General features: G+C 57.1%; 21 protein-coding genes. 6 read left to right on the top strand and 15 right to left on the bottom strand.

Features of this window, described 5'->3' with window-relative positions; all coding sequences use genetic code 11:
- Positions 1 to 22: 22 nt before the first annotated feature.
- The 5 genes from Q6A51_RS17510 to Q6A51_RS17490 all read right to left on the bottom strand — a co-directional run bounded on the left by Q6A51_RS17510 (position 23) and on the right by Q6A51_RS17490 (position 5,066).
- Positions 23 to 1,306 carry an arsenic transporter gene (locus Q6A51_RS17510; RefSeq protein WP_201020654.1) on the bottom strand — a complete coding sequence of 428 codons (1,284 nt, stop codon included), beginning with the start codon at positions 1,304 to 1,306 and terminating at the stop codon, positions 23 to 25.
- Between the two features lie 229 nt (positions 1,307 to 1,535).
- The gene (gene groL, locus Q6A51_RS17505) at positions 1,536 to 3,179 is read right to left on the bottom strand and encodes a chaperonin GroEL (protein ID WP_201007155.1); all 1,644 of its coding nucleotides are present in this window, start codon (positions 3,177 to 3,179) and stop codon (positions 1,536 to 1,538) included.
- Positions 3,180 to 3,227: 48 nt separating this feature from the next.
- Positions 3,228 to 3,521: a co-chaperone GroES gene (locus Q6A51_RS17500; RefSeq protein WP_004881479.1), complete on the bottom strand. Its 294-nt coding sequence runs from the start codon at positions 3,519 to 3,521 to the stop codon at positions 3,228 to 3,230.
- A 254-nt stretch (positions 3,522 to 3,775) separates the two neighbouring features.
- Positions 3,776 to 4,267, bottom strand: coding sequence for an FxsA family protein (locus tag Q6A51_RS17495; RefSeq protein WP_025261689.1), 492 nt, complete (start codon positions 4,265 to 4,267; stop codon positions 3,776 to 3,778).
- A 67-nt stretch (positions 4,268 to 4,334) separates the two neighbouring features.
- Complete coding sequence (locus Q6A51_RS17490) at positions 4,335 to 5,066, bottom strand: HugZ family pyridoxamine 5'-phosphate oxidase (protein ID WP_122321383.1); 732 nt, start codon at positions 5,064 to 5,066, stop codon at positions 4,335 to 4,337.
- A 125-nt stretch (positions 5,067 to 5,191) separates the two neighbouring features.
- Between Q6A51_RS17490 and Q6A51_RS17485 the strand changes: the two genes are divergently transcribed.
- Positions 5,192 to 5,950 carry an SDR family oxidoreductase gene (locus Q6A51_RS17485; RefSeq protein ID WP_304575357.1) on the top strand — a complete coding sequence of 253 codons (759 nt, stop codon included), beginning with the start codon at positions 5,192 to 5,194 and terminating at the stop codon, positions 5,948 to 5,950.
- Between the two features lie 54 nt (positions 5,951 to 6,004).
- Here Q6A51_RS17485 and Q6A51_RS17480 read toward each other — a convergent pair whose 3' ends face one another.
- Positions 6,005 to 7,012: a DUF481 domain-containing protein gene (locus Q6A51_RS17480; RefSeq protein WP_025261692.1), complete on the bottom strand. Its 1,008-nt coding sequence runs from the start codon at positions 7,010 to 7,012 to the stop codon at positions 6,005 to 6,007.
- Between the two features lie 118 nt (positions 7,013 to 7,130).
- On the opposite strand from Q6A51_RS17480, the gene Q6A51_RS17475 reads away from it, so the two are divergent.
- Positions 7,131 to 7,511, top strand: a complete 381-nt coding sequence (locus tag Q6A51_RS17475; RefSeq protein WP_051427746.1) for an MGMT family protein — start codon at positions 7,131 to 7,133, stop codon at positions 7,509 to 7,511.
- Between the two features lie 54 nt (positions 7,512 to 7,565).
- Positions 7,566 to 9,086, top strand: a complete 1,521-nt coding sequence (locus Q6A51_RS17470; RefSeq protein WP_304575356.1) for an AmpG family muropeptide MFS transporter — start codon at positions 7,566 to 7,568, stop codon at positions 9,084 to 9,086.
- Between the two features lie 66 nt (positions 9,087 to 9,152).
- Here Q6A51_RS17470 and Q6A51_RS17465 read toward each other — a convergent pair whose 3' ends face one another.
- The 5 genes from Q6A51_RS17465 to Q6A51_RS17445 form a co-directional block, all read right to left on the bottom strand.
- Entirely contained in the window at positions 9,153 to 9,851 is a 699-nt protein-coding gene (locus Q6A51_RS17465; protein ID WP_304575355.1) for a permease, read from the bottom strand.
- Between the two features lie 223 nt (positions 9,852 to 10,074).
- Positions 10,075 to 10,773, bottom strand: coding sequence for a hypothetical protein (locus Q6A51_RS17460; protein ID WP_025261697.1), 699 nt, complete (start codon positions 10,771 to 10,773; stop codon positions 10,075 to 10,077).
- 6 nt (positions 10,774 to 10,779) lie between these two features.
- Positions 10,780 to 14,166, bottom strand: a complete 3,387-nt coding sequence (locus tag Q6A51_RS17455; protein ID WP_304575354.1) for a T6SS effector BTH_I2691 family protein — start codon at positions 14,164 to 14,166, stop codon at positions 10,780 to 10,782.
- A 435-nt stretch (positions 14,167 to 14,601) separates the two neighbouring features.
- Positions 14,602 to 15,432: a mechanosensitive ion channel family protein gene (locus Q6A51_RS17450; protein ID WP_201005671.1), complete on the bottom strand. Its 831-nt coding sequence runs from the start codon at positions 15,430 to 15,432 to the stop codon at positions 14,602 to 14,604.
- 121 nt (positions 15,433 to 15,553) lie between these two features.
- Positions 15,554 to 16,033 (bottom strand): YajQ family cyclic di-GMP-binding protein, encoded by a 480-nt coding sequence (locus Q6A51_RS17445; protein ID WP_201020563.1) that lies wholly within the window; start codon positions 16,031 to 16,033, stop codon positions 15,554 to 15,556.
- Positions 16,034 to 16,204: 171 nt separating this feature from the next.
- Between Q6A51_RS17445 and Q6A51_RS17440 the strand changes: the two genes are divergently transcribed.
- From Q6A51_RS17440 to Q6A51_RS17430, 3 genes are read left to right on the top strand one after another with little or no spacing between them, the layout of a single operon-like run.
- Positions 16,205 to 17,125 carry a putative 2-dehydropantoate 2-reductase gene (locus Q6A51_RS17440; protein WP_304575353.1) on the top strand — a complete coding sequence of 307 codons (921 nt, stop codon included), beginning with the start codon at positions 16,205 to 16,207 and terminating at the stop codon, positions 17,123 to 17,125.
- 44 nt (positions 17,126 to 17,169) lie between these two features.
- Positions 17,170 to 19,209, top strand: coding sequence for a sensor histidine kinase (locus Q6A51_RS17435; RefSeq protein WP_201020565.1), 2,040 nt, complete (start codon positions 17,170 to 17,172; stop codon positions 19,207 to 19,209).
- A gap of 16 nt (positions 19,210 to 19,225) precedes the next feature.
- Positions 19,226 to 19,810 carry a cob(I)yrinic acid a,c-diamide adenosyltransferase gene (locus tag Q6A51_RS17430; protein ID WP_201020566.1) on the top strand — a complete coding sequence of 195 codons (585 nt, stop codon included), beginning with the start codon at positions 19,226 to 19,228 and terminating at the stop codon, positions 19,808 to 19,810.
- A 156-nt stretch (positions 19,811 to 19,966) separates the two neighbouring features.
- Here Q6A51_RS17430 and Q6A51_RS17425 read toward each other — a convergent pair whose 3' ends face one another.
- From Q6A51_RS17425 to secA, 4 genes are all read right to left on the bottom strand, one after another.
- A complete protein-coding gene (locus Q6A51_RS17425; protein WP_304575352.1) occupies positions 19,967 to 20,911 on the bottom strand; it encodes a Nudix family hydrolase in 945 nt (314 codons plus the stop codon).
- Positions 20,908 to 21,540 (bottom strand): glutathione S-transferase family protein, encoded by a 633-nt coding sequence (locus tag Q6A51_RS17420; protein WP_304575351.1) that lies wholly within the window; start codon positions 21,538 to 21,540, stop codon positions 20,908 to 20,910. The genes Q6A51_RS17425 and Q6A51_RS17420 overlap by 4 nt, the downstream gene beginning before the upstream one ends.
- Positions 21,541 to 21,718: 178 nt before the next feature.
- Positions 21,719 to 22,936, bottom strand: coding sequence for a bifunctional glutamate N-acetyltransferase/amino-acid acetyltransferase ArgJ (gene argJ, locus Q6A51_RS17415; RefSeq protein ID WP_201005681.1), 1,218 nt, complete (start codon positions 22,934 to 22,936; stop codon positions 21,719 to 21,721).
- Between the two features lie 111 nt (positions 22,937 to 23,047).
- Positions 23,048 to 25,783 carry a preprotein translocase subunit SecA gene (gene secA / locus Q6A51_RS17410; RefSeq protein WP_304575350.1) on the bottom strand — a complete coding sequence of 912 codons (2,736 nt, stop codon included), beginning with the start codon at positions 25,781 to 25,783 and terminating at the stop codon, positions 23,048 to 23,050.
- Positions 25,784 to 26,069 lie beyond the last annotated feature (286 nt).

Genomic DNA, 26,069 nt, shown 5'->3' with positions numbered 1-26,069 from the left:
TGGTCCAGCGTTTGACTCCGGCTCATATGCTCAGGCGAACAGCCAGAGCGCTCAAGGTGACGACAAGAATGGGAAGAGTCAGCACGATGCCGGTCTTGAAGTAGTAGCCCCACGTGATGGTGATGTTTTTACGGGCCAGTACATGCAACCACAGCAGCGTCGCGAGACTGCCGATCGGGGTGATCTTGGGTCCCAGGTCGCAGCCGATGATATTGGCGTAGATCATGGAGTCACGAATGACGCCATCGACCTCGGCAGCATGAATGGATAGAGCGCCCACCAGTACGGTTGGCATGTTGTTCATGACCGACGACAACAGCGCGGTGAGCAGCCCGGTACCCAGCGAAGCCCCCCATACTCCATACCCGGCGAACAGGTTGAGAATCCTGGCTATATGATCGGTCAGGCCTGCGTTCTTCAGGCCATACACCACCAGATACATCCCAAGGGAAAATACCACCACCTGCCATGGCGCGCCCCTGAGCACCTTGCCGGTTTCGATCACATGCCCCCGTGCAGCGATGGCGTAGAGCACAAGGGCACAGACAGCGGCGATTGCACTGACCGGGATGCCAAGGGGCTCGATCACAAAGCAGCCCACCAGCAGCAATACCAGCACCCACCAGCCAGCGATAAACGTCGCACGATCACGAACCGCTTCATTAGGACGCTGGAGATGGTTCACGTCGTAGGTCGCGGGCAGATCCTTGCGAAAAAACCACAACAGCATGCCCAGCGTGGCCGCAATACTGACGAAATTGACTGGCACCATGACCGAAGCGTAACGGCTGAAACCAATATCGAAGTAGTCGGCCGAAACGATATTGACCAGATTCGAGACCACCAGCGGCAAGCTTGCGGTGTCGGCAATAAACCCGGCCGCCATGACGAACGCCAGGGTTGCTGCCGGCGAGAATCGCAACGCCAGTAACATTGCGATCACGATGGGCGTAAGAATCAGCGCTGCACCGTCATTGGCAAATAATGCCGATACAACAGCCCCCAGCAGGATGATGAAAGCAAACAACTTCCGGCTGCTGCCACCGCCCCAACGCGCAACGTGTAGAGCAGACCATTCGAAGAAGCCCGCCTCATCCAGCAACAGACTGATGATGATTACCGCAATGAAGGTGCCAGTGGCGTTCCATACGATATGCCATACCGCAGGAATATCACTCAGGCTTACCGCTCCGGTCAGCAGGGCTAGAACGGCACCGAAAGTCGCGCTCCACCCTACGCCCAACCCCTTGGGCTGCCAGATGACCAAAACGATAGTGACGACGAAAATCAACAGTGCAATCAGCATGGGGACAACTCAATGGCAGGGCTGGATCAATCGCAAATGGATTCGGACACCTTGAAACATGCCGATCACCCACACTGGCAACTCAGGATGAAGACGATGGGCATAAAAAAATCCGATGCCAGTATCTGACATCGGATTTTCTAGAAAAACCCTGCCTCGACTCAAATGCTCAGGTAAACAGCATTACGCTTGGCAGGGCTCCTCTGGTGTCGCCTGGGGTAAGGCTGGCTTACATCATGCCGCCCATGCCACCCATGCCGCCCATGTCTGGCATGCCGCCAGCCGCTGGCTTGTCTTCAGCCACGTCAGCGATCATCGCTTCGGTGGTGATCATCAAGCTGGCGATGGAGGACGCTGCCTGCAGAGCAGAGCGAGTCACTTTGGCCGGGTCCAGGATGCCCAGGTCGATCATGTCGCCGTATTCGCCGGTAGCAGCGTTGTAACCGAAGTTACCCGAACCCTGCTTGACCTTGTCGACAACAACGCTTGGCTCGTCACCGGAGTTGGCAACGATCTGGCGCAGTGGAGCTTCTACAGCGCGACGCAGCAGAGCGATACCGACGTTCTGATCGGCGTTGTCGCCTTTCAGGTCAGCGATTGCCTGCAGGGAACGAACCAGAGCAACGCCACCGCCAGGTACCACGCCTTCTTCAACGGCTGCACGGGTAGCGTGCAGGGCGTCTTCAACGCGGGCTTTCTTCTCTTTCATTTCAACTTCGGAACCGGCGCCGACCTTGATCACTGCAACGCCGCCAGACAGCTTGGCCAGACGCTCTTGCAGTTTTTCCTTGTCGTAGTCGGAGCTGGTGTCACCGATTTGCTGGCGGATCTGAGCGATGCGCGAGTCGATATCGGTCTTGACGCCGGAGCCGTCGATGATGGTGGTGTTTTCTTTGTTCAGAACAACGCGCTTGGCATTACCCAGGTGTTCCAGGGTAGTGCTTTCCAGGCTCAGGCCGATCTCTTCGGAGATGACGGTACCGCCAGTCAGGACAGCGATGTCCTGCAGCATTGCCTTGCGACGGTCGCCGAAACCTGGAGCCTTGACGGCTGCAACTTTCACGATACCGCGCATGTTGTTCACAACCAGAGTCGCCAGGGCTTCGCCTTCAACGTCTTCGGCAACGATCAGCAGAGGACGGCCAGCTTTTGCGACTGCTTCCAGAACCGGCAGCATTTCGCGAATGTTGGAGATCTTCTTGTCGACCAGCAGGATCAGCGGGCTGTCCAGCTCGGCAACCATGGTGTCCGGCTTGTTGATGAAGTACGGGGACAGGTAGCCACGGTCGAACTGCATGCCTTCTACGACCGACAGTTCGTTTTCCAGGCCAGTGCCTTCTTCAACGGTGATAACGCCGTCTTTGGTCACTTTTTCCATGGCTTCGGCAATGATGTCGCCGATGGAGTTATCGGAGTTGGCGGAGATGGTGCCAACCTGAGCGATAGCCTTGGTGTCGGTGCATGGCTTGGACAGCTTCTTCAGCTCGGCAACGATGGCGATGGTCGCTTTGTCGATACCGCGCTTGAGGTCCATAGGGTTCATGCCGGCAGCGACGGCTTTCAGGCCTTCGTTGACGATAGCCTGAGCCAGAACGGTAGCGGTGGTAGTACCGTCACCAGCGTCGTCGTTGGCACGGGAAGCAACGTCTTTGACCAGTTGCGCGCCCATGTTTTCAAAACGGTCTTTCAGTTCGATTTCCTTGGCAACCGAAACACCGTCTTTAGTGATCAGAGGAGCACCGAAGCTCTTCTCGATGATGACGTTACGGCCTTTCGGGCCCAGGGTCGCTTTTACTGCGTCAGCCAGGACGTTTACACCAGCGAGCATTTTCTTACGGCCAGCGTCGCCGAATTTAACTTCTTTAGCAGCCATGATCTTTATTCCTTCGATACTTTGTAGTGACGGAAATCAGCGGGTTTCTCAGCCTTCGATGACAGCGAGGATTTCGTTCTCGCTCATCACCAGCAGGTCTTCGCCGTCTACTTTCACAGTGTTGCTACCGGAGTAAGGGCCAAACACTACTTTGTCACCCACTTTCACGGCCAGCGCACGTACTTCACCGTTATCCAGCACACGGCCGGTACCTACAGCGACGATCTCACCACGGTTAGGCTTTTCAGCAGCCGAACCTGGCAGCACGATACCGCCGGCAGTTTTCGTTTCTTCTTCGCTGCGACGGATTACGACGCGGTCATGCAGAGGACGAAGCTTCATTGTCGATCTCCTGATTATGGTTTTAGAGCGCCCGGTGAACACACCGGCGGGGGTTAAAAATCCGGTCTTGCCGGTTACGGTTCGGCGAGCGAACCGCAGAATACGGTCTGGCAAATGGGCCAGAAACCTTGCGGTGACCCATACATAAGGGCGAGCAAGGTGATTACAAGTCTTGGCCAGGATTTTTTTTCGCACAGACAGGCACTTGAAACGAACACGGCACCCGAAGGTGCCGTGCAGACGAGTCATGCCGATTACTTGTCGCGATGCTCGAATTCACCTTCGATGACATCGGGTTCGCGGGTAGGCTGATGAATCGCGCCAGGACGGCTGCTTGCCGGCCCCTGACTGGCCTGGTGAAGATCCTCGGAGAACGCACGCTGCCGCGTGGCCTGAGCTTCGGCACGCTGGCGAAGCTTGCCGGCCAGCAGGCGGCGAGTGAACGGCAGAAGGCAGATCACACCCAGGATGTCGCTGATGAAACCGGGCAGCAGAAGCAGCCCGCCACCGACCGCAATCGTCAACCCTTCCAGCATCTGCTGCGCGGGAAGCTCGCCACGCGACAGGCTTTCACGGGCACGCAACGCGGTGGCCAGACCGGCCACACGCATCACGAACAGGCCGAGCACCGAAGTACTCAGCACAAGAAGGAAGGTCCACAGGAAGCCGATGGACATACCGACCCGAACCAGAACGAACAGCTCCAGCACCGGAAAAAGCAAAAAGAGCAGCAGAAAAACGCGCATCAAATCAGTTCCTCTAAGGAAGAATGCCTTCCAAGTAGACCGTATGTGATGTCAGAAGATCGTTAATTCAAGCTTTTTGCTCTTCAGATGAAGGCCATTTTTGCACGCGAGCCAAATGAACCAAGGCTTCGCGCACTTGTGTCGGAGTATTGCAAGGCTCACCAAATGCCAGCCAGTGGATGCCGCGGCCGATCCTCAGGTGCATGCCTTCACTGTCGAGACCGACCATCTGCGCAGGCTCGGTCTGCGGCAGGCCGGACAGTGCCACGTAATGCGCAATGGCATTGGCGTGGTCGTCATTCATGTGCTCGACCATGCGGGTTTCGACTTCCCCGGCGAACGGGTTGGCCAGAGCAACGTCATCGAGCCAGTGAATGGCGCCAAAACCGCCAATGTAGCGATAGCGCACCGGAGTCAGCACCCAGAAATCGAAATCATGGGCGCTGTGATAACTCTGCGACTCGGGGAAATAGCGGTAATAACGCTGGGCGGCCGCTTCGATGGCTTGCGGGTCGCTCAACTTCACGGCCTCAGCCAGCACCGTGATACGCCCGACGGCCTGCACGTCATCAGCTTCGCGCTCGCCCACCAGCAAGGAACACTTGGGGTCCAGGGTCAGGTTGTGGGTGTGCTGGGCAATCCGGCTTATCAGAATCAGCGGCCTGCCCTGCTCATCGAGGCAGTAAGGCACCGCCGAACCGAACGGAAAGCCGGGCATGGACCTGGAATGCGTGGATAGCACAGAGCGATACTCTTTGAGCAATAACTCCCGGGCATTTTTAGAGGCTTTCGCGCTCATCGTGTGGCTCCTTATAACGTTTTCGCCAAGTTAAAGACGAACGCTCTGAAACAGCTTATAACTTGTTGCGAATGGCATCAGCGATCACCGGTGCCACGGCATTGGCTTACAGATTGGGCACGCACATGGAATTGAAAAACAAGTTAATTATTATTACGGGTGGCGGCCAGGGGCTGGGTCGTGCAATGGCCGAGTATCTGGCGACCAAGGGCGTCAATCTGGCGCTGGTGGACCTGAACCAGGAAAAGCTCGACCAGACCGTCGCAGCCTGCAAGGCACTGGGCGTAGAAGCACGTGCCTATCTGGCCAACGTTGCCAGTGAAGAACAGGTCACGGACACGATTGCAAAAATAGCCGAAGACTTCGGTGCTATTCACGGCCTGATCAATAATGCCGGCATCCTGCGCGATGGTTTGTTGCTCAAGGTCAAGGATGGTGAAATCACCAAACTGAGCCTCGCGCAATGGCAGGCCGTCATTGACGTCAACCTGACCGGCGTCTTTCTCTGCACCCGCGAAGTGGCCGCCAAGATGGTCGAGCAGAAGAGCCAGGGCGCAATCATCAATATTTCTTCGATATCCCGCGCAGGCAATATCGGGCAAACCAACTATTCAGCCGCAAAAGCTGGCGTGGCTGCAGCAACCGTGACCTGGGCCAAGGAACTGGCGCGTTACGGCATCAGGGTCGCAGGCATTGCGCCGGGCTTTATCGAGACCGAAATGACCGCCAGCATGAAACCCGAAGCACTTGAGAAAATGACTTCGGCCATCCCGCTCAAACGAATGGGCACGCCCGCCGAAATTGCGCATTCGGTGGCTTACATTCTGGAGAACGATTACTACAGCGGCAGGATTCTGGAGCTTGACGGGGCAATGCGGATCTAGTCTGGACTCCCCACGGCATCGCTGGACGATTGCCGTGGGGAAGCCTTTCGGTTTTTACCAGCTCACACCAAAGCCTGCGGTGTAGCGAGTCTTGTCGACATCGCCATTATCTGAACCGCTGATGATGTTTTTCTCGGCCTTGAGGTTCAACGATGCCCAGTCAGTGACCTTGTAGCGCAACCCTGCTTCGACATCCATCGAGTAATCAGCCACGCCGCTCAGAGGCTTGCCCACTTCACCGTTTGTGAAGAACTCGAATTTCTTGCCGACCAGATAACGGTTGTAGTCCCAGGTACCGGCAACCGCGTAGAAGTTCTCCTTGTCACCGTTGGAGAACTCGAAGTCGGTGCGGTTGAGCAGAGCACCGACCTTGAATGCACCCAGTTCGTCATCCCAGAACTGATAACCGGGACCGGTACCGACCGTGCGCTGACGGGACAGGTCTTCGATCTTGTCGCGCTTGTAGGTGATGCGCGCATCCCAGAACAGCTTGTCGGTCAGGAAGCGGTCCAGGGAGTATTCGGCGCTCCAGTTATCGGTGCCGACGGCATCGTCCGTCGTCTCGCGGTTGTAGTCGCCCTTGGCGTTATGACGCCACTGACCATGGCGCGCCGAGGTCTTGAACGCCACGTTGTAGTCGTTGGTATCGTTCTCGGCCTGCTGGAAATCCAGGGCTGCATCGATATTGCCCTTCCAGACCATGTCGGTGATGACCGGCTTGGGCTTGATGAGCTGCTGAATGCTGGCCAGTTCCACTGTCTTCGGAGTCTCGCCATTGACCAGCACGACCTTGCCGTCATCGGCAGCCTTCAAGGATTTGGCAACCTCGCCGGTGAACTGGTCCTGCTTGACCAGCAACGGCTGGTCACTTTCAAGGGTCTTGACCTGCTTCCAGTCCAGGGGCACAGAACCGCCATATGGCGTCTCAATGAGCAATTTACCGCCATCGAACAGCTTGATCGTGCCGCTCAACCGGTCACCGTTCTTCAACCAGACGGTATCGGCAAGCAGTGGAGTGGAGGCAGTGGTTATTGCAAGGCACAACAGGGTTCTGGACAACATAAGCGACTACTAGGCTCTGTTAAGCGGAAAATCGGGCATTATCCTGCCAGCCTGCTGGATAACGTCAGGTATCAATGACAGTAGGATCTTTCCGTAGTTCCGGTAACAAAACACATACATGCCTTTAAACAGGAATAAAACCGTGACCCACCCCGCGTCAGAACATGACGATCCTGGCGGGCTTTCCCCCGCAGAGGCCCGACGCACAGCGCTCTACCTCACGCTTGAGCAGATACCGGAAGGCAAAGTTGTCAGCTATGGGCAATTGGCCGATCTGGCCGGGCTTGGAAGAGCCGCGCGCTGGGTCGGGCGAACCTTGAGCCAGTTGCCCGAAGGCACTTCGCTGCCCTGGCATCGGGTATTGGGGGCCGGCGGCAGGCTCAGTCTGCCGGCAGGAAGCATTTCAGGTGACGAACAGCGTGCCCGCTTGCGTGCAGAAGGCCTTACCATCCGTAACAATCGGGTCGATATGCAGCGCCATGGCTGGCGTCCCATGTAGCACAGCGGTTAGAGTGCGCCCTTTGTTTTCGCAACCTGAGGCAGTTTCCAGCCCATGCCCCGTAAAACCTGGCGCGCCGCGCTCGCCGCTTATGCCAGCCCCTCGACATTAGTACTGTTGCTGCTTGGATTCGCCGCGGGCATGCCTTACATGCTGGTCTTCTCAACGCTGTCGGTCTGGTTGCGTGAAGCCGGTGTCGCTCGCGAGACCATTGGTTATGCCAGCCTCATTGGCCTGGCCTACGCCTTCAAATGGGTCTGGTCGCCCCTGCTCGACCAATGGCGCCTGCCACTGCTCGGAAAACTGGGGCGTAGACGCTCCTGGCTGGTCCTCTCACAGGCACTGGTGATGCTCGGCCTGATCGGCATGGGCTTTTGCGACCCGCAGCAGCATCTATCGTGGTTGATCGCCATTGCGGTAGTGGTGGCCTTTTCCTCTGCGACGCAGGATATCGCCATCGATGCCTACCGCCTGGAAATTGCCCAGGACACCCAGCAGGCGGCGCTTGCTGCCAGCTACATGTCCGGTTATCGGGTCGCGGCGCTGCTGTCCACAGCCGGGGCGTTGTATTTCGCCGAAGGTTTTGGCTCGACGGGCTTCTCTTACAAGCACTCGGCATGGACCGGCACGTATGTGCTGTTCGGGCTGTTGATGCTGCCAGCGCTGGTTACCACGTTCATCATGCGTGAACCGCCAGTACCGTTACGCACCCAGTTGTCAGCGGCTCGCTATGGTTTTGTGCACCAACTGGCCTCCGTATTCGTACTCATTGTGCTGCTGGTTTCAGTGCCAGCGATGTTCACCCAGCTCTACAACACAGACTTCGCGAGTGTTCTGTTCGAGGGCAGCAGCTGGATGAGCCTGCTGCTGGAAGACCGGGCCTTCCTGCGCTCCATTCTGTATATCGTGCTCACCATAGCCTGCCTGTCCTCCATGGGGCGACGCGGCCTCGCTCCCGTGCTGACGCCCGTCAACGACTTCATCATGCGCTACCGCTGGCAGGCCTTTATCCTGCTGGGCCTGATCGCGACCTATCGCATGTCAGACACGGTGATGGGCGTGATGGCCAACGTGTTTTACATCGATCAGGGCTTTACCAAGGACCAGATTGCCAGTGTCAGCAAGATCTTTGGCCTGATCATGACGCTGCTGGGCGCGGGCGTTGGCGGTCTGTTGATCGTACGCTTCGGCATCATGCCGATCCTGTTCATCGGCGGCATGAGCTCGGCAGCGACCAATATCCTGTTCCTGCTGCTGGCCGACATGGGGCCGAACCTGAAGATGCTGGTGCTGACCATTTCCCTGGATAACCTGAGTTCCGGGCTGGCCACATCCGCCTTCGTCGCCTATCTGTCGAGCCTGACCAACCTCAAGTTCTCCGCCACCCAATACGCCCTGCTCAGCTCGATCATGCTGCTGTTGCCACGCTTGATCGGCGGTTATTCAGGGGTCATGGTGGAGAAATTCGGCTACCACAACTTCTTCCTCATTACCGCGCTGCTGGGCGTGCCGACCTTGCTGATGATCATTTTGCAGTGGAGCAAGGAAATTCGTACCGCAGACAAACAGGATTAGCCCGACAAGACCGTGGCTGACAAAGCGCATTAATCAAAATGCCCGGTGCATCAAGCACCGGGCTTTTTACCACTCCCAGTCTTTCTCCATGAACTCGGCCGTGGGTGGCAGGACCGAGTGCAGGAGTTGCAGGAATTGCTCGAATAACTCTTTGTTGGGAAAGCGAAATTCAAACCCCACCGTGATGTCAGTTCGGTGAGTGATGATCATGGAGCGTTTGCGATCCACCGTGACAAAGTTGTACTCGTTCCAGGGCAAGCTCTGTTCGTTATTGATTTTATTCTCCCAGTTCAGCAAAGAGCGTGCGGCCCCGATTGAAATGGCGGCGGGGCCAAGCAGAAATAGCAGAGAGCCTGTGACGAGGGCCACACCGAGAAATAGCAGAATGGTGAAGATGGCTATGCCCTTGAAGAAGGGACCTGCAAAATTTGGATAGTAGTCGTAGTACTCGACAGAGCCTGCCTGGATATCTATATGGTAATTGAATATGGTCTTTTTTCTGGCGACAAGCATAATCATATAAGTCGCGGACACCACTGCCGCACAACCGAACCCTACAAGTAACTCCACATCCTCAGGGAGCGTATCCCACATCATCCATAGGCAATAAAGAAAAAGCGCAAGGCTTGAGCCTATAATGATAAGCTGAAATTTAATTAATTCCTTTGGAGGGCAATCAATTGTTTTTATACTCCACGCCATTACAGTCGAATCGCTGCTGAAAATTTTGTTCTGCGCTGTACTGCAGGCTGCTATGTTATTCATAATAATCTCTTATTCCAGAATAGCGCTTCATGACCTGTAAACAGCGCGAAGTGAACGAGCGCGCCCTGTAAGGCTGATGCCGAACAGTTAAGGTCATAACTCAATGTGTGGGAGGCAGCCTGGCGACTTCAGCGTACAGACACAGAATATCTGTCAGTTTTCAGGCCTTTTTCGCCAGCAAGCTGCCTCCTGCAAGTATCTCGTTGCATCAAGCACCGGGCTTTTACCACTCCCAGTCTTTCTCCATGAACTCGGCCGTGGGTGGCAGGACCGAGTGCAGGAACTGCAGGTATTGCTCGAACAGGTCTTTGTTGGGGAAGCGGGCGACAAACCCTGTAGTGATGTCGGTGCAATGAATAACGATGATGGAGCGCTTTCGATCAATCGTGACGAAGTTGTGGGTATCCCATGGACGAGTTTCCCGATGATGGATTTTATTCTCCCAATTCAGCAAAGAGCGTGCGGCCCCGATTGAAATGGCGGCGGGGCCGACCAGAAAGAGCAGGGAGCCTGTGACGAGGGCGACGCCGAGAAATAGCAGGATGGTGAAAATGGCGATGCCTTTGAAGAAGGGGCCTGCAAAATTTGGATAGTAGTCGTAGTACTCGACAGAGCCTCCATGGAGTGTGATGTGGTAGTTGAACATAGCCTTCTGCCTGACTGCGAACACAATCAAATAAGTCCCGAATACTACAGGTGCGCAGCCGAACGCTATAAGCATGCCCAGAGCTTCCGGCAAATCATCCCACAACAACCATAGACAATAAAGAAAAGGGAGAAGACAGGCCGTTACTACAGCAAGATAAGCTTTTTTTAGCTCCTTTGGAGAACACTCGATTGTTTTTATGCTCCATATCATTACAGCTGTATCGTTGCTGAAAGTTTCGTTCTGCTTTGTGCTGCTGGCTGCTATATGAGTCATAGAGTTTTATTCCGGAAGCACAAGGATCAGTGCGTTGGCACGGCTTTGTTTATTGACCTCTAGCAGTGTGAGGCTTGAGCCATCTACTGCCATATCGCCCTCCTGACTTAGCTCTATCTGATAAAGGTAGCTTTGTGCTTTTTGCCCTGAAGCACTCACCGAGTTCGGATACCAGATTTGCAACTCAATGTAGGTAGCACCTTCCCTGAGCGGAACCCAGGTTTGCCAGACGACATCCTCGCCCGCAGGAAAAATCGGGAAATACAGATCCGATGGTGAATAGGGAGGCCGTTCATTACCGATCTTTCCAAACTCCTTGAGAGGAGTGAACTTGCCACGCTCTTCAAACTTTTCTGCAATGGGCGTATCCGTTTGCTCCGTTGGCAGAAAACCGAAAGTTCGCGTACTGCTGATAACATTAAGCTGAACCAGTTGCCCGCGTAATGCCTCAGGCAAACGCATTTGTATCCAGGCACCGTTTTGTACTGGCACATCTACATACCCAGCTAAACCCATGTATTTTTGCCTATACTCAACCGTGCTTTTAATAAGGATTTGCGGACTCAGCTGGATTTCCAGCAAAGAACGCTTTTCTTCAACTTCTCCTTCCGGGGTATCCGTATGTCGATGTTCAGACGAACGCGACCAGCAGCACCTCCTCAACCACCAACCGACACTGTCCTGCTTGAAATAGTTCAGGACCATAGTGGCAATTAAATAAACGACACCTGCTATTAGAAGACCGATGGTAAACCACGTACCCATTACAAAAATCGCGATTCTGCTGGATAGTGTTAATCCCGTAACCAATTGAGCCAGACCACCAACACCCATCACAAAAACAGCGATACCTTTTACAAGTAATGCGGCTCTTTCCTCCTCGGTTTTGGCATTCTGATAATCGCCTCGAATATCCCAAAGCTCCAACACCGCCGCCGCCACCGCAAACGCTCCCAAAGCCACCACCGTGCTCCTGAACCCGCGAATCGCATCCCCCCAAGCGTTGTTTCCCTGAGCTTTCCAGTAGGCGGAAGAGCGATCCAGAATGCCGATGCTTTTGCCGTCGATCAGCACCGGCGTCGCATTCTTGATCACCGCCCACGGCGCTTCGACAAAAACAGCCATCAACAAATTGAAGCTGTAACCCAGGCTGTAACCGACCTTGACGATATCCTTGCCGCTGAAGTCGCCATCGCGGGTCAGGTCTTCATAGAGGAATGCGGTGTTGATGAAGTTGAGCAGGATGACGCCCCAGGTGATCCCGGCTCCGAAACCACCTAAACGCTCGCTCCAGGCTTTGGCGCGGGTGTGCCAGTCCTTGGCGACGTCCAGGCCGGACTTGAAGAAGGCACGGATTTCGTCCTGCAGCAGTTGGGCGTACTGGTTGTTCTGAAAGTCCAGCAGGCTCGGGATTTTCAGTTCGTGCAGGCGCAACGCTTCCAGTTGTGATTGCAGCAGGCGCGCCAGGTTTCGGCGTTCGCGGGGATGGTGCGGGTAGAGCCAGTTAAAGCGGGTGTCGTCGATCTGTTTGGTGAGCAGCCACCATTCCCGTTTCCACTGCTTGAGTCGGGAGGCGATTTGTTCGTTGATGCGGATCATTTCCGGCGTATTGGCCAGAATCTGGCCGATCATGAAGTTGCGGATCAAGGCTCCGAGGTTCTGGCCCTTGCCCAGCGCCAGACGGCTGTCGACCGGCACCCAGGCCAGCAGCATGTTTTCGGCAATCGTTTTACCTGCCCCGCTCGCCAGTTCGCGCAGGGCCTTGAAGGTGTCCTGCACCGGCTGTTTCAGCTTTTTCATCCAGGCCGCGTCGGCGAAACCCTGATGGTTGAGCGCGGCGTTGAGTTCGCCAGCGCGGGTGGCCAGGTTGGTGAAGTCGCCAATGCCGTTGAGCAGGGCGTTGGCTTCCTGATCCAGAGCTTCCTTGAGACCTGGAGAAAAGCCGTAACGCATCGTCCCGAACAGCGTACTGCCCCGGGCTTCCTGCTTGGCCAACCAGACGCTGGCCTGTTGATCCTGGCCATAGACCATCAGCAAATCGGTCATGACGGTTTGCAGGTACAGCAGGGTTTTCGGGTTGGCTGTGTCGATGAACAGCCTGAGCGGGTCGCTGCCAAGGTGCTCGGCCCATGTCTGGAAATCCGCCTGGGTGTCGCGGACCTGTTGCAGCAGGGCTTCGCTGATGGGCAGGTTGTCTTGCAGATAGGTACGTGCGCCCTTGAGGTCGACTTCACGGCGCCATTTCTCGCGGTCCTTCCAGGCTTGCAGCTCTTCCTGGGACGGGTATCGGCCATAACGAGTATGCAGCATCTGGCGCATGTCTGCGCTCTTGAACAGGTCCATCGTGCCCAGCGAACCGCCCGGCCCGTTGCCGTGCATGATCAGCATCTCCTCCAGGTCCATCTGATCGAAATAAGCTTCCCTGTCGCTCAGAAACTGTTGGGTGCTGGCGCTGTTGCCACGTATCCAGGAGGGCTGGTATTTGGGGTCGCCATTGGCCCCGCAAAGCGCGGTTACGGTCTGAGCCATTTGCAGCTTATGTTCGTGTTCCTGTTGCCAGTTCTGATACGCGGCCTGATCACCCGCCAGTTGCATGCCCAGGTCGTTGAACACACCCAGCGGATCGTCGAGGGCGACCAGCAGCGAGCTGCATCTGTCCGGGACATTGCCCAGCCAGTACACATCGGCCCCAAGCGGGGTAAAGAGCGATTTCGCCGCCTGATCAGGCTGTGGCTCGGGCTCGGCAGTCGGAATGGACGAGTCAGCGAAGCGTTTGTCCTCGACCACGTAATTCTTGTCGATATCGGCGACGGCCGTGGCGAGCTTCATCAGTGGCAACGTACCCGGCTCGTTCAGGGTGGCGCAGAAGTTGGCCAGGTCCAGAGGCTTCATCCACAGGGCGCGGCTGTCGGCGTGTGAGCGCATGTGTTCGCAGATTCGCCAGGTCCATTGCACCGGGGAAAAAGCCAGATGCAGGCGGTTCCTGCGGGGGTAAAACAGGTAAGGGTTGCCCTCTCCATCGCCGCTGCGAACGTCACGCCCCAGATGGGCCTCCGTCCAGACGATGCGCGTCAGGCAGGCATCGGACGCCGAAACGCTGTACTCATGAAACGTCCCTGCCGTTTCGTCGAACACATAGACATACCCGTCGTAGAGCTGGCGCAGGGTGTAGCTGCGGGTCTTGAGTCGTGGCAGTGGGCTCCACTGGCCACGGGCGGGCAAGGGCTTGAGCTGTGCGGGGTCGACATCGTAGTGCGAACGGTCAAGGGCATAGCGCACCGGGACAATGGCGATATCCGCCGTCTTGAGCGAACAGGCACAGGTGGCAGAAGACGGAGACTTGTCGAAGCGTGCTCCACGCCGTTCTTGCAGGGTGCCGTGTTTCTTAGTCATGGGACGCACCGCTGCGTGCGTCTTCAGCGGATACCTGGAGGTGAAGAGTGATGAGGCGGCTTGCCTGGTAAACGAGCATGAACATCCCTTGTTCCCTGATGGTTGCCGAGCGACCTCGCTCGGACGTGGGAACGGTCTGTATCAAGAGTCATGCCTGTTAATTTTTCTACATATAAATCAATAGCTTAAATTTAAAATCCTTAAAATCTGGTTATTTTTCATACAAAAATCCCGAAAAAGTGCGCAAGCCCATGCGCACCTGCGCAATATCTTGCGCAGCTGGTCGAAGAGCCCTGTTCATAAGGGTTGGAGGGGATTTCAGGGGTGTTTTATCAAGGATGGGGTGCGCAGATATTTGCGCATCAAGGCTTAATGCCTGCGGTCATCAAAAAGCTCGATGCCTGGAGCATCGAGCTTTTTGAGCGAGCTGTCCGCTTACTCCTGAACCACACGCACCATGCGCTGTGGCGAAGGGATATCGATACCTGCGGCTTTCAGACGATCACGTGCCTCGATATTGAAGAGCGAACTCACATCGCCCATATCGCCGGTCTTGGTCCATACCCTCAACGACAGGGTAATCGCGTTTTCGCCCAACGCCGCGACGACAGCCTGCGGTGCCGGATCCTGAAGGACACGCGGGTCCTGAGCCATCTCCAGCAGCACCTCAAGTGCTTTCCTCAGGTCGGCATCGGGGCTAACACCGATATCGAACACGATCTTGCGGGTCGGCTGGCGGTTGGTGTTGGTGATGATGCCGTTGGACAGATTGCCGTTGGGCATGATCACTGTTCGGTTGTCGCCGGTACGCAGCACGGTATGGAAAATCTGGATACTGTCGACAGTACCCGCCACACCCTGGGCCTCGATCCAGTCGCCGATACGGAACGGGCGGAACAGCAGAATCAGCACGCCACCCGCAAAATTCGCCAGGCTGCCCTGCAATGCCAGGCCAATGGCCAGGCCCGCAGCACCGATAGCCGCGACGAACGAGGTGGTTTCCACACCGATCATCGACGCGACGCTCACCACCAGCAGAATCTTGAGAATGATGTTCGCCAGGCTGGCGACAAAACCCTGCAATGCCAGATCTGCATTACGCAGTGCCAGCAATGCACCCAGCTTGCCGGTCAATCGGTTGATCAACCACCAGCCAATACTCAGTGTTACCAGCGCCAGCAGCACACGGCTGCTGTATTGCATGATCATAGGAATCCAGCTTTGTGAAACCTTCCACAACTGATCGACTTCTGCGCTCAAATCCATCTTGTTTCTCCTGCCTGTCACGAGCCAATCTTGAAAGGACTGCCGGAAACAATCATTTCAGCGTTTACAGGGGTGTTCGGACATGTCCGGGAATAAAGGGTTCCCGGACAACCAGAATCACCTAGTCACGGAAGTTGTTGAATTGCAGCGGCATCCCCGAGTCGTATGTACGCAGTAAAGCAATGGCATCTTGCAGGTCATCGCGCTTTTTACCTGTGACGCGCACTTGTTCGCCCTGAATGGCGGCCTGCACCTTCAGTTTAGCGTCCTTGATATGGGCGACGATTTTCTTGGCCAGCTCCTTGTCGATACCTTCCCTGAGCACGGCTTCCTGCTTCATCACTTTGCCCGAAGCGTAGGCGTCCTTGACCTCAAGGCACTTCACGTCGATCTTGCGCTTGACCAGGGCAAGCTTGAGGATTTCGATCATCGCTTCAAGCTGAAACTCCGCCTCGGCGGTGAGCGTGACGGTCAGCTCCTTGAACTCGAAAGTGCCTTTGCCTTTGAGGTCATAGCGACGGTCCAGCTCTTTGATGGCGTTATCGACGGCATTAGTGACTTCGTGTTTATCCAATTCGGACACTACGTCGAACGATGGCATGTAATTTCTCCAGATAAACGGCGCGCCCGAAAAAAGCGAACGCGCGTGACTTGACGGTATGAAAGAACGCTCATTATAACGAGACTTTCCCAGCCTTCACTGCGAGCCTTTCATGTCGACTTTCGATTTTATCGCTGCAAGGCCGTTCAACCTTTTGGACATCCCTCTCTGATGGGCGCTATCTGGCACATACTCGGCGCGGGCAGCCTGGGCAGTCTGTGGGCCGCAAGACTGGCCCGTGCGGGCGTTCCGGTGCGGCTGGTCCTGCGTAATGCTGCACGGCTGCAAGCCTATCAAGCCAACGGCGGCTGCCTGACCCTTGTGGAAAACGGCGTTGCCCAACCGATCTTCATTTCAGCCCAGACCACCGACAGCGCAGAGCCCATCGAGCGCTTGCTGGTGGCCTGCAAGGCCTATGACGCCGAACAGGCCGTGGCCCAAGTAGCTGCGCGCCTGCGTGCCAATGCAGAAGTCATCCTGTTGCAGAACGGTCTGGGCAGCCAGGATGCCGTGGCGGCGTGTATTCCTCATGCTCGCTGTATTTTTGCATCGAGCACCGAAGGGGCATTTCGGGAGTCGGACTGGCGCGTGGTATTCGCGGGCCACGGCTACACCTGGCTGGGCGATGCCCGTGAACCGGCACCAGCGACGTTCTTGCAAACGCTGCATGACAGCGGCATTGCCCATGAGTGGACGCCCGATATCCTGACGCGCCTGTGGCGCAAGCTGGCCTTGAACTGCGCCATCAATCCACTGACCGTTCTCCATGATTGTCGCAATGGCAGCCTGCAGGACCATCACTGTGAAGTGGCGACGCTGTGCGTCGAACTCACGGACCTGCTGGAACGTTGTGGCCAGCCCGTGGCGGCCCAGGACCTGCACACTGAAGTGCAACGGGTGATCAAGGCCACGGCGGCCAATTACTCGTCGATGTATCAGGACGTGGCCAATGGCCGACGTACAGAAATCAGCTACCTGCTCGGCTACGCTTGCGCTGCGGCCCTTCGTCATCGATGTGCCGTGCCTCACCTGCAGCAACTACAGACGCGGCTGACCACTCATCTCGCAAGCAAGGGTTTGCGTACCGACTAGCGCACGCTACCCTGCTGGTTCATCCTTCGCGTGTGATTCGCCCCATGCCATTGCGCCAGCGCCTAGAAAACCTGCCCGTAGGCCAGAAACTGCTGGCAGCCCTGCTGGTCCTGTTGACCACGGTGCTGCTGGTCGCCAACCTGACCTTCATCAGCGCCGCTTATTACATCTCTCAGGAAGCCATGGCCCCACAGGCCTTACAGACCATCGGACGCCTGATCAGCAGCCCCAATCTAAACGAGCAGGCCTTGAGTTCACCGCGCAACGCCCATGCCCTGCTCAAGGAGCTAAAGAGCTACGGGCCGTTGCGTGCAGCCGCGCTCTACGACAACGACGGCAATCGACTGGCGCAAGTGCAACAGGGCGAAGGGCTTCACCTGCCCACCCATTACGGCGATATCGAAGGCTGGCGCCTGACCGAGTTTCGCAACACACAAATCATTACCGTGCCCAAAGGGGACCAGGCTCCGGGGCATTTGTTGCTGGTCGCCAGCAGCGAACTGCCGACTGCGTTTTACACCGGTACGCTGACGGCAAGCCTGGGCATTCTGATATTCAGCGTTCTGCTGTGGCTGGTCGTGGCCCGCCAGATCAGGCGCCTGATTACCGAACCGATCTATCAGCTCGAAGAGCTGTCGCGTCAGGTCACCCGCGAAGAAAACTATGCCCTGCGCGCCGGCCCCGGCAACGAAGACGAGATCGGTAACCTGGCCGAAGCCTTCAACACCATGCTGTCACGTATCGAAGCTCGCGAGCAGCAACTCAAGCGGGCCCGCGACGACTCGCAGGAAGCCTATGCACAGGCTCAGGGCCTTGCCGAAGAGACCCGCCATACCAACCGCAAGCTGGAACTGGAGGTCAAGGTTCGCAGCAAGATCGAGAAAAAGCTCACCGGTTTTCAGAACTACCTCAACAGCATTATCGACTCGATGCCCTCAGCGATGATTGCTCTGGACGAACAGCTTTATGTCACCCAGTGGAATCAGGAGGCGACCGCCCTGTCCGGCACAACGCTGGACGAAGCGCTCAATCAGCCGATTTTCATTGCCTTTGAGCCCATGAGAGCGTTTCTGCCACAGATCAAACAGACCGTTGAGCAACACAGCGTCACCAAGATAGAGCGTGTGACGTGGATCAAGAACGACGAACCTCGCAGCTATGCCCTGACCTTCTACCCGCTTGCAGGCGATGCAGGCCGTGGCGTGGTGATCCGTATCGACGACATCACCCAGCGTATTTCCCTGGAAGAAATGATGGTGCAGTCGGAAAAGATGCTCTCCGTTGGCGGGCTTGCAGCAGGCATGGCCCACGAGATCAATAACCCGCTGGGCGCAATTCTGCATAACGTGCAGAACATCCGTCGCCGCCTCTCGCCGGAACTGCCGAAGAACATCGAACAGGCCGAGTCGGACGGTATCGACCTGAATACCGTCAATCATTACCTGACCAGTCGCGGCGTCCCGCAATTACTCGATGGCATTCAGCAGGCAGGCGCACGGGCAGCAAAGATCGTCAGCCACATGCTCAACTTCAGCCGCCTGAGCAACCGTCAGCTGACGCCTTGCGAACTGCCCGCCCTGATCGATCAGGCGCTGGAAATCGCTGGTAACGACTTTGACCTGGCGATCGGTTTCGACTTCAAGGGCCAGCACATCATTCGCCAGTTCGACCCTGAACTGGGGCCGGTCCCCTGTATTCCCAACGAACTGGAACAGGTGCTGCTCAACCTGCTGAAGAACGCCGCGCAAGCCATTCACCAGCGAGCGGAAAATGAAGCAGAACCCGGACGCATTACCCTGCGCACCCGCCTCAACCCGCCATGGGCGGAGATTCAGGTCGAGGACAATGGCATCGGTATGGCGGAGAACGTTCGCAAGCGCACCTTCGAGCCATTTTTCACGACCAAGGAAATTGGTCAGGGCACCGGGCTGGGTCTGTCGGTGTCGTACTTCATCATCACCAACAACCACAAAGGCCAGATGGAAGTGCAATCGTCCATTGGCATGGGAACCTGCTTCACTCTGCGCCTGCCTCTGGCAGGCAATCAGGTGAATGTGCAGCAACAAGTCATTTCAAAGCTGTAAGCCAGGAGCCATTCAGATGGGCTTTCGTTTGTCGAAGATTTACACACGCACCGGCGATGCCGGAGAAACCGGGCTGGGCGACGGTCGTCGAGTACCCAAGGATCATCCGCGTGTCGAGGCCATCGGTGAAGTCGATACGCTCAACAGCCAGTTGGGGCTACTGCTGGCCGGGCTGGGCGAACATGCGCAGCGCATTCCTGCACTCAATGAAGTGATCGAGGTGTTGAGCCCTTGTCAGCATCGTTTGTTCGACCTCGGCGGAGAACTGGCGATGCCAGCCTATCAGGCGCTGAATACTGCTGAAGTCGAGCGACTGGAAGCCGCTATCGATGCATGGAACGAGGAAGTCGGGCCGCTGGAAAATTTCATCTTGCCAGGAGGCTCGATGCTGATCGCCCAGGCCCATGTCTGCCGCAGCCTGGCTCGCAGTGCAGAGCGACGCTGTCAGCACCTCAATGCACTGGAACCGCTGGCCGGTGTCGGGCTGGCGTATATCAATCGGCTGTCGGACTTGCTGTTCGTTGCCGCCCGCATCATTGCCAGGCGGCAAGGAGTTGCGGAAATACTCTGGCAGCCTGCTCCCAAGCCAGACAAGACCTGACCCGCAAGTGTAATGCCGATCATTTATCACTTGTGGGTGGGGCCTTGGCCGCGACGACCCAAGTTACAGGCAACATATTTTCAGCGCCTGAACTGGCTGTCGCGGCCAAGGCCCCTCCCACAGGTTGTGCTCACCATCAATCCAGAGGGAAGTCCGTTACGCGCCTGGCCAGAAGGCGCGGATTCCGGCTACGCCTTGTGCGCCGCTTTCCCAGGCGCGCTGACGCTCGTCGGGGCCGACACCGCCCAGCAGGAAAACCGGCCTGGTGAAACCGGCAATCAGGCGGGAGGCTTCCTCCCAACCCAGCGGCTGCGCGTCGGGGTGAGTCTGGGTCGGCTGGACCGGTGACAGGGTGACAAAGTCCACACCCATCTGTTCGGCCAGGGCCAGCTCTTCGGCGTTATGGCAGGAGGCCGCCAACCAGCGTTCCTCAGGGAATGGACGACCACGGCTGGCGTACTTGCGTAGCTGCTCCGCCGTCAGGTGCCATCCGGCGGACGGGAAATCACCCAGCCATTCCAGAGGCCCTTTGAGCATCAGTTGAGCCTTGCCAGCGCACAACCCCACGGCATCCACCGCCAGATCACGATATTGCGGGTCATAACCACCCGGAGCGCGCAACTGGATCAGTTTGATACCACCGGCGATGGCTTTCTGCATGCCGCGCAGAAGCTCGGGGGTTTCCAGACCATCGGGCGTGATCAGGTAATCGCTGGGCAAACGTGCCGCCGCAACAATCGGTTTGTTGGCCGCTGGAAACTCGTAACCGGCCAGTTCCCGATGGCTAGCCCACACCAGCGGTTGCCCTTCGGCACCATGAGGCTCGCCGGTAAAGGCCGAGACTTCCCAGACATCCAGCAAGACCTGTTTGTCCGGGTAATCGTGCTGGATCTTGATCAGCGGGCGCGCCGCTGTAACACCAATGCCCAACTCTTCTTGCAGTTCACGGCTCAATGCGGCCTGGACAGCCTCCCCGGCTTCAACCTTGCCACCGGGAAACTCCCACAAACCGCCCTGATGCTGGTTATCTGCACGCTTGGCGATAAGAATCCTGCCGTCAGCGCCACGAATGACAGCAGCGGCCACATGAACACGTTTCACTCATCGGTCTCCTGCAAGGCAGCCTGTTGCCAGCTCTGGAAGGCAGGCCACTGGTAAAGGGTTTCAATATAGGCCAGCGCTTCGGCAGGCAAGGCTACGCGGTAGCCACGCAGACGGATGGCCACTGGCGCAAAGAAGGCATCGGCAATGCTCGCCTGACCGAACAGGAACGGACCGCTTTCAACCGCCGCAGCACGGCACTCGCTCCACAGCGCAACAATGCGGTCGATATCGTGTTGCGTGTCGACCGGAATGACTTCCAGCGCCTGATCGCGGCGCAGGTCCATCGGCATGTTGGAGCGCAGGCTCATGAAGGCACTGTGCATTTGTGCGCATGCCGAACGGGCCTGGGCACGGGCGGCCGTATCACGCGGCCAGAGATTGGCCTCGGGGAAACGTTCGGCCAGGTATTCACAAATCGCCAGCGAATCGATGATGGTCCCGTGTTCGCATTGCAGCGCCGGGACCTTGCCGGTTGGCGAGTATTCAAGAATCTGTTTGCGGGTGTCCGGCTTGTTCAGGCGAATCACCTGATCGGTGTATGGCTGGCCAGTCATCGCCAGCACCAGCCAGGGGCGCAGCGACCAGGAGGAATAACGTTTGTCGCCGATGATGAGGTGCAGAGACATGTCCTTGGCTCCAGAGTCAGACAATGTAATGCCGATCAGTTAAGGCACAAACAAAACGTGTGGGAGGCAGCTTGCTGGCGAAAAGGCCTGAAAACCGGCAGATATTCTGCGTCTGTACGCTACAGTCGCCAGCAAGCTGCCTCCCACAAAGTGATTGATGACCTGAACTGACGGGGGATCAGGTGCGGTATTCGGCGTTGATCTTCACGTATTCGTGGGACAGGTCGGTAGTCCAGATCGTTTCGCTGCAATCACCGCGGCCCAGCTCGATACGGATGGTGATTTCTTCCTGAGCCATGACTGCCGAACCCTGCTCCTCAGTGTAGGTCGTGGCGCGGCAACCCTTGCTGGCGATGCACACGGAGCCGAGAAACACGTCGATCTTGCTGACGTCCAGATCCGGTACACCTGCACGGCCGACCGCAGCCAGGATACGGCCCCAGTTAGGGTCGGAAGCGAACAGCGCCGTCTTGATCAGTGGCGAGTGAGCCACTGCATAGCCGACATCCAGGCATTCCTGGTGATTGCCGCCGCCATTGACTTCAACGGTCACGAACTTGGTCGCGCCTTCGCCGTCACGCACGATGGCCTGGGCCACTTCCATGCACACTTCAAAGACCGCTTTCTTCAAGGCCTCGAACAACGGGCCTTTGGCCTCGGTTACAGCCGGTACGTCGGCCTGACCGGTGGCGATCAGCATGCAGCAGTCGTTGGTCGAAGTATCGCCATCGATGGTGATGCGGTTGAACGACTTGTTGGCGCCGTCGCGGATCAGGTCCTGCAACACGCTCTGAGACACTTTGGCGTCGGTCGCGATGTAACCCAGCATGGTCGCCATGTTCGGACGGATCATGCCCGCGCCCTTGCTGATGCCGGTCACGGTGACGGTAACGCCCTCGTGCTGGAACTGACGGCTGGCGCCTTTTGGCAAGGTGTCAGTGGTCATGATGCCGGTCGCAGCGGCGGCCCAGTTATCCACAGACAGGTCGTCGAGAGCGGCCTGCAAGGCACCTTCGATCTTTTCCACAGGCAACGGCTCGCCGATCACGCCGGTGGAGTAAGGCAGTACGGCGCTGGCATCGACGCCAGTCAATTCGGCCAGCCTGGCGCAGGTGCGGGTCGCGGCCGCCAGACCAGGCTCACCGGTACCGGCGTTGGCATTGCCGGTGTTGGTCAGCAGGTAACGCACAGGGCCTTGCACACGCTGCTTGGCCAGGATGACCGGTGCGGCGCAGAACGCATTCAGTGTGAACACGCCGGCAACACTGGAACCTTCGGCGCATCGCATGACTACGACGTCCTTGCGCCCCGGGCGCTTGATGCCGGCAGAAGCGATGCCGAGTTCAAAACCGGGAACCGGGTGCAATGTAGGCAAAGGACCAAGACCAACAGCCATGGGGTGCGCTCCTTGAGCAGTATCTGCGCCGTCCGCATCGGTACGGCAATCAATGAAAAAACGCCGCGACGGGTAAGCCGGTCGCGGCGTGTGTATTACAGAGTCAGAGCCTTAACTGATCTGACCGTGACAGTGCTTGAACTTCTTGCCCGAACCACACCAGCAGACTTCGTTGCGACCCAGTTTCATGTCGTTGCGAACCGGCGCGGTGGCGACGGCCACATCACCGCCCTCTTCAACCAGTGCTGGCTGATCGAGGCCTGGCGCTTCGGCATGCTGGAACTGCATGCGCTTGGCGAGTTCTTCGGATTCGCGACGCAGACGCGCCTCTTCTTCCTCTGGATCTTCACGACGAACCTGAACATGGGACAGCACGCGAATGGTGTCGCGCTTGATGGAATCCAGCAGTTCCTGGAACAGGGTGAAGGACTCGCGCTTGTATTCCTGTTTCGGGTTCTTCTGTGCGTAACCGCGCAGGTGGATACCGTGGCGCAGGTGGTCCATGGTCGAGAGGTGGTCTTTCCACAGGTCATCCAGAACACGCAGCAGGATCTGCTTCTCGAAAGTACGCAGAGCCTCGGCGCTGGCCTGATCTTCCTTCTCGGTGTAAGCGACCAGCAGCTCTGCCAGAATCTTCTCGCGAAGGGTTTCCTCGTGCAGGTGATCGTCTTCGTCGAGCCACTGCTGAATCGGCAGTTTTACAGCGAAATCGCTGTTCAGCGAAGCTTCCAGACCTGCGACATCCCACTGCTCTGGCAGTGATTGTGGCGGAATGTGCTGGCTGATCAGGCCACTGAGCACTTCTTCGCGGAAGTCGCTGATGGTGTCACCAATGTTGGTGGCTGCCAGCAGGCTGTTACGCATGTGGTAGATCACTTTACGCTGCTCGTTGGCAACGTCGTCGAACTCGAGCAGTTGTTTGCGGATGTCGAAGTTGCGACCTTCCACCTTGCGCTGCGCCTTTTCGATAGCGTTGGTCACCATGCGGTGCTCGATCGCTTCGCCGGACTGCATGCCCAGGGCTTTCATGAAGTTCTTCACCCGGTCAGAGGCAAAGATGCGCATCAGGCTGTCTTCAAGCGACAGGTAGAAACGGCTGGAACCGGTATCGCCCTGACGACCGGCACGACCACGCAACTGGTTGTCGATACGGCGCGATTCATGACGCTCGGAAGCGATGACGTGCAGGCCACCCGCCTCGATCACCTGCTGATGGCGTTTCTGCCAGTCAGCCTTGATTTGAGCGATCTGCTCGGGGGTCGGGTTCTCGAGGTTGGCAACTTCGACTTCCCAGTTACCGCCCAACAGGATGTCGGTACCGCGACCGGCCATGTTGGTGGCGATGGTCAGCGCACCCGGACGACCGGCCTGGGCAATGATTTCCGCTTCCTTCTCGTGGAACTTGGCGTTCAGGACCTTGTGATCGATACCTTCCTTCTTGAGCAGATTGGACATGTGCTCGGAGGTTTCGATGGTCGCCGTACCCACCAGTACCGGACGATTCTCGGCCAGACAGGCCTTGATGTCGGTAACGATTGCCGCGTACTTCTCTTCCGCCGTCAGGTAGACGAGGTCGTTGAAGTCCTTGCGCGCCAACGCCTTGTTCGGCGGAATGACCATGACCGACAGGCTGTAGATCTGATGGAACTCGAACGCTTCGGTGTCGGCTGTACCGGTCATGCCGGACAGTTTGTTGTACAGACGGAAGTAGTTCTGGAACGTGGTCGAAGCCAGGGTCTGGCTTTCGGCCTGAATGTTCAGGTTTTCCTTGGCTTCGATGGCCTGATGCAGGCCTTCGGACAGGCGGCGGCCCGGCATGGTACGACCGGTGTGCTCGTCGACCAGCAGAATCTGGCCGTCCTGAACGATGTATTCGACATTGCGGTTGAACAGCGTGTGAGCACGCAGACCGGCATACACGTGGGTCAGCAGGCCCAGGTTATGCGCCGAGTAGAGGCTCTCGCCTTCCGCCAGCAGACCGACTTCGGTCAGCAGTTCTTCGATGAACTGGTGACCGGCTTCGTTCAGCTCGACCTGACGGCTCTTCTCGTCGATGGTGTAGTGGCCCGGCTTGGTGACCTCACCTTCCACTTCCTCGATGTGACGCTCAAGACGCGGAATCAGGCGGTTGATTTCGGTGTACAGGCGGGAGCTGTCTTCAGCCTGACCGGAAATGATCAGCGGTGTACGGGCTTCGTCGATGAGAATCGAGTCGACTTCGTCGATTACACAGAAGTTGAGTTCGCGCTGGAACTTGTCTTCCATGCTGAACGCCATGTTATCGCGAAGGTAATCGAAACCGAATTCGTTGTTGGTGCCGTAAGTGATGTCGGCAGCGTAGGCCGCGCGCTTCTCTTCCGGTGGCTGGAATGGCGTGACGATCCCGACGGTCAGGCCGAGGAATTCGTACAGCGGACGCATCCAGTTGGCGTCACGACGGGCCAGGTAGTCGTTCACGGTTACAACGTGTACGCCCTTGCCAGCCAGTGCGTTCAGATAAACGGCCAGCGTACCTACCAGGGTTTTACCTTCACCGGTACGCATTTCAGCGATCTGACCTTCGTGCAGGGTCATGCCGCCGATCAACTGGACGTCGAAGTGGCGCATGCCCATGACGCGCTTGCCCGCTTCACGCGCAACCGCGAAAGCTTCAGGAAGGAGCTTATCGAGGGTCTCGCCTTTGGCTATGCGGGCCTTGAACTCTTCGGTCTTGGCACGCAGTTGCTCGTCCGAAAGGGCCACCATTTGCTCTTCGAAGGCATTGACGACTTGTACCGTCTTGAGCATGCGTTTGACTTCACGCTCGTTCTTGCTTCCAAAAAGTTTTTTTAACAAAGGCGCAAACATATCGACAGGATCTTCCACACATAGGAATGGAGGGCGGCCCCGTGAGTCGCCCGTGCAGCCTTATGGCCGCATGCGAACGAGTATTCTACCCGGAAACGATGGTGAGGAAAGTGGCGTTATTCCACGATGCTGGCACAGCGCTGTTACGGGGCAGTCTTACAATGGGGCCATTATTCAGCACTTCAACCCGCTCAGGGCCGAAGTTACTCGTTGATTTGCATATAAAAGCACGGAAAGCCCGCCGAACGAAGCTGCAAGAGCGCTTTCTGTTAACATGAGCGCCTTG

It is taken from the genome of Pseudomonas serbiensis (assembly GCF_030580745.1).
Classification (GTDB): domain Bacteria; phylum Pseudomonadota; class Gammaproteobacteria; order Pseudomonadales; family Pseudomonadaceae; genus Aquipseudomonas; species Aquipseudomonas serbiensis.
Note: the sequence above shows the minus strand (reverse complement) of the source record. Positions and strands in the feature narration are given on the sequence as shown.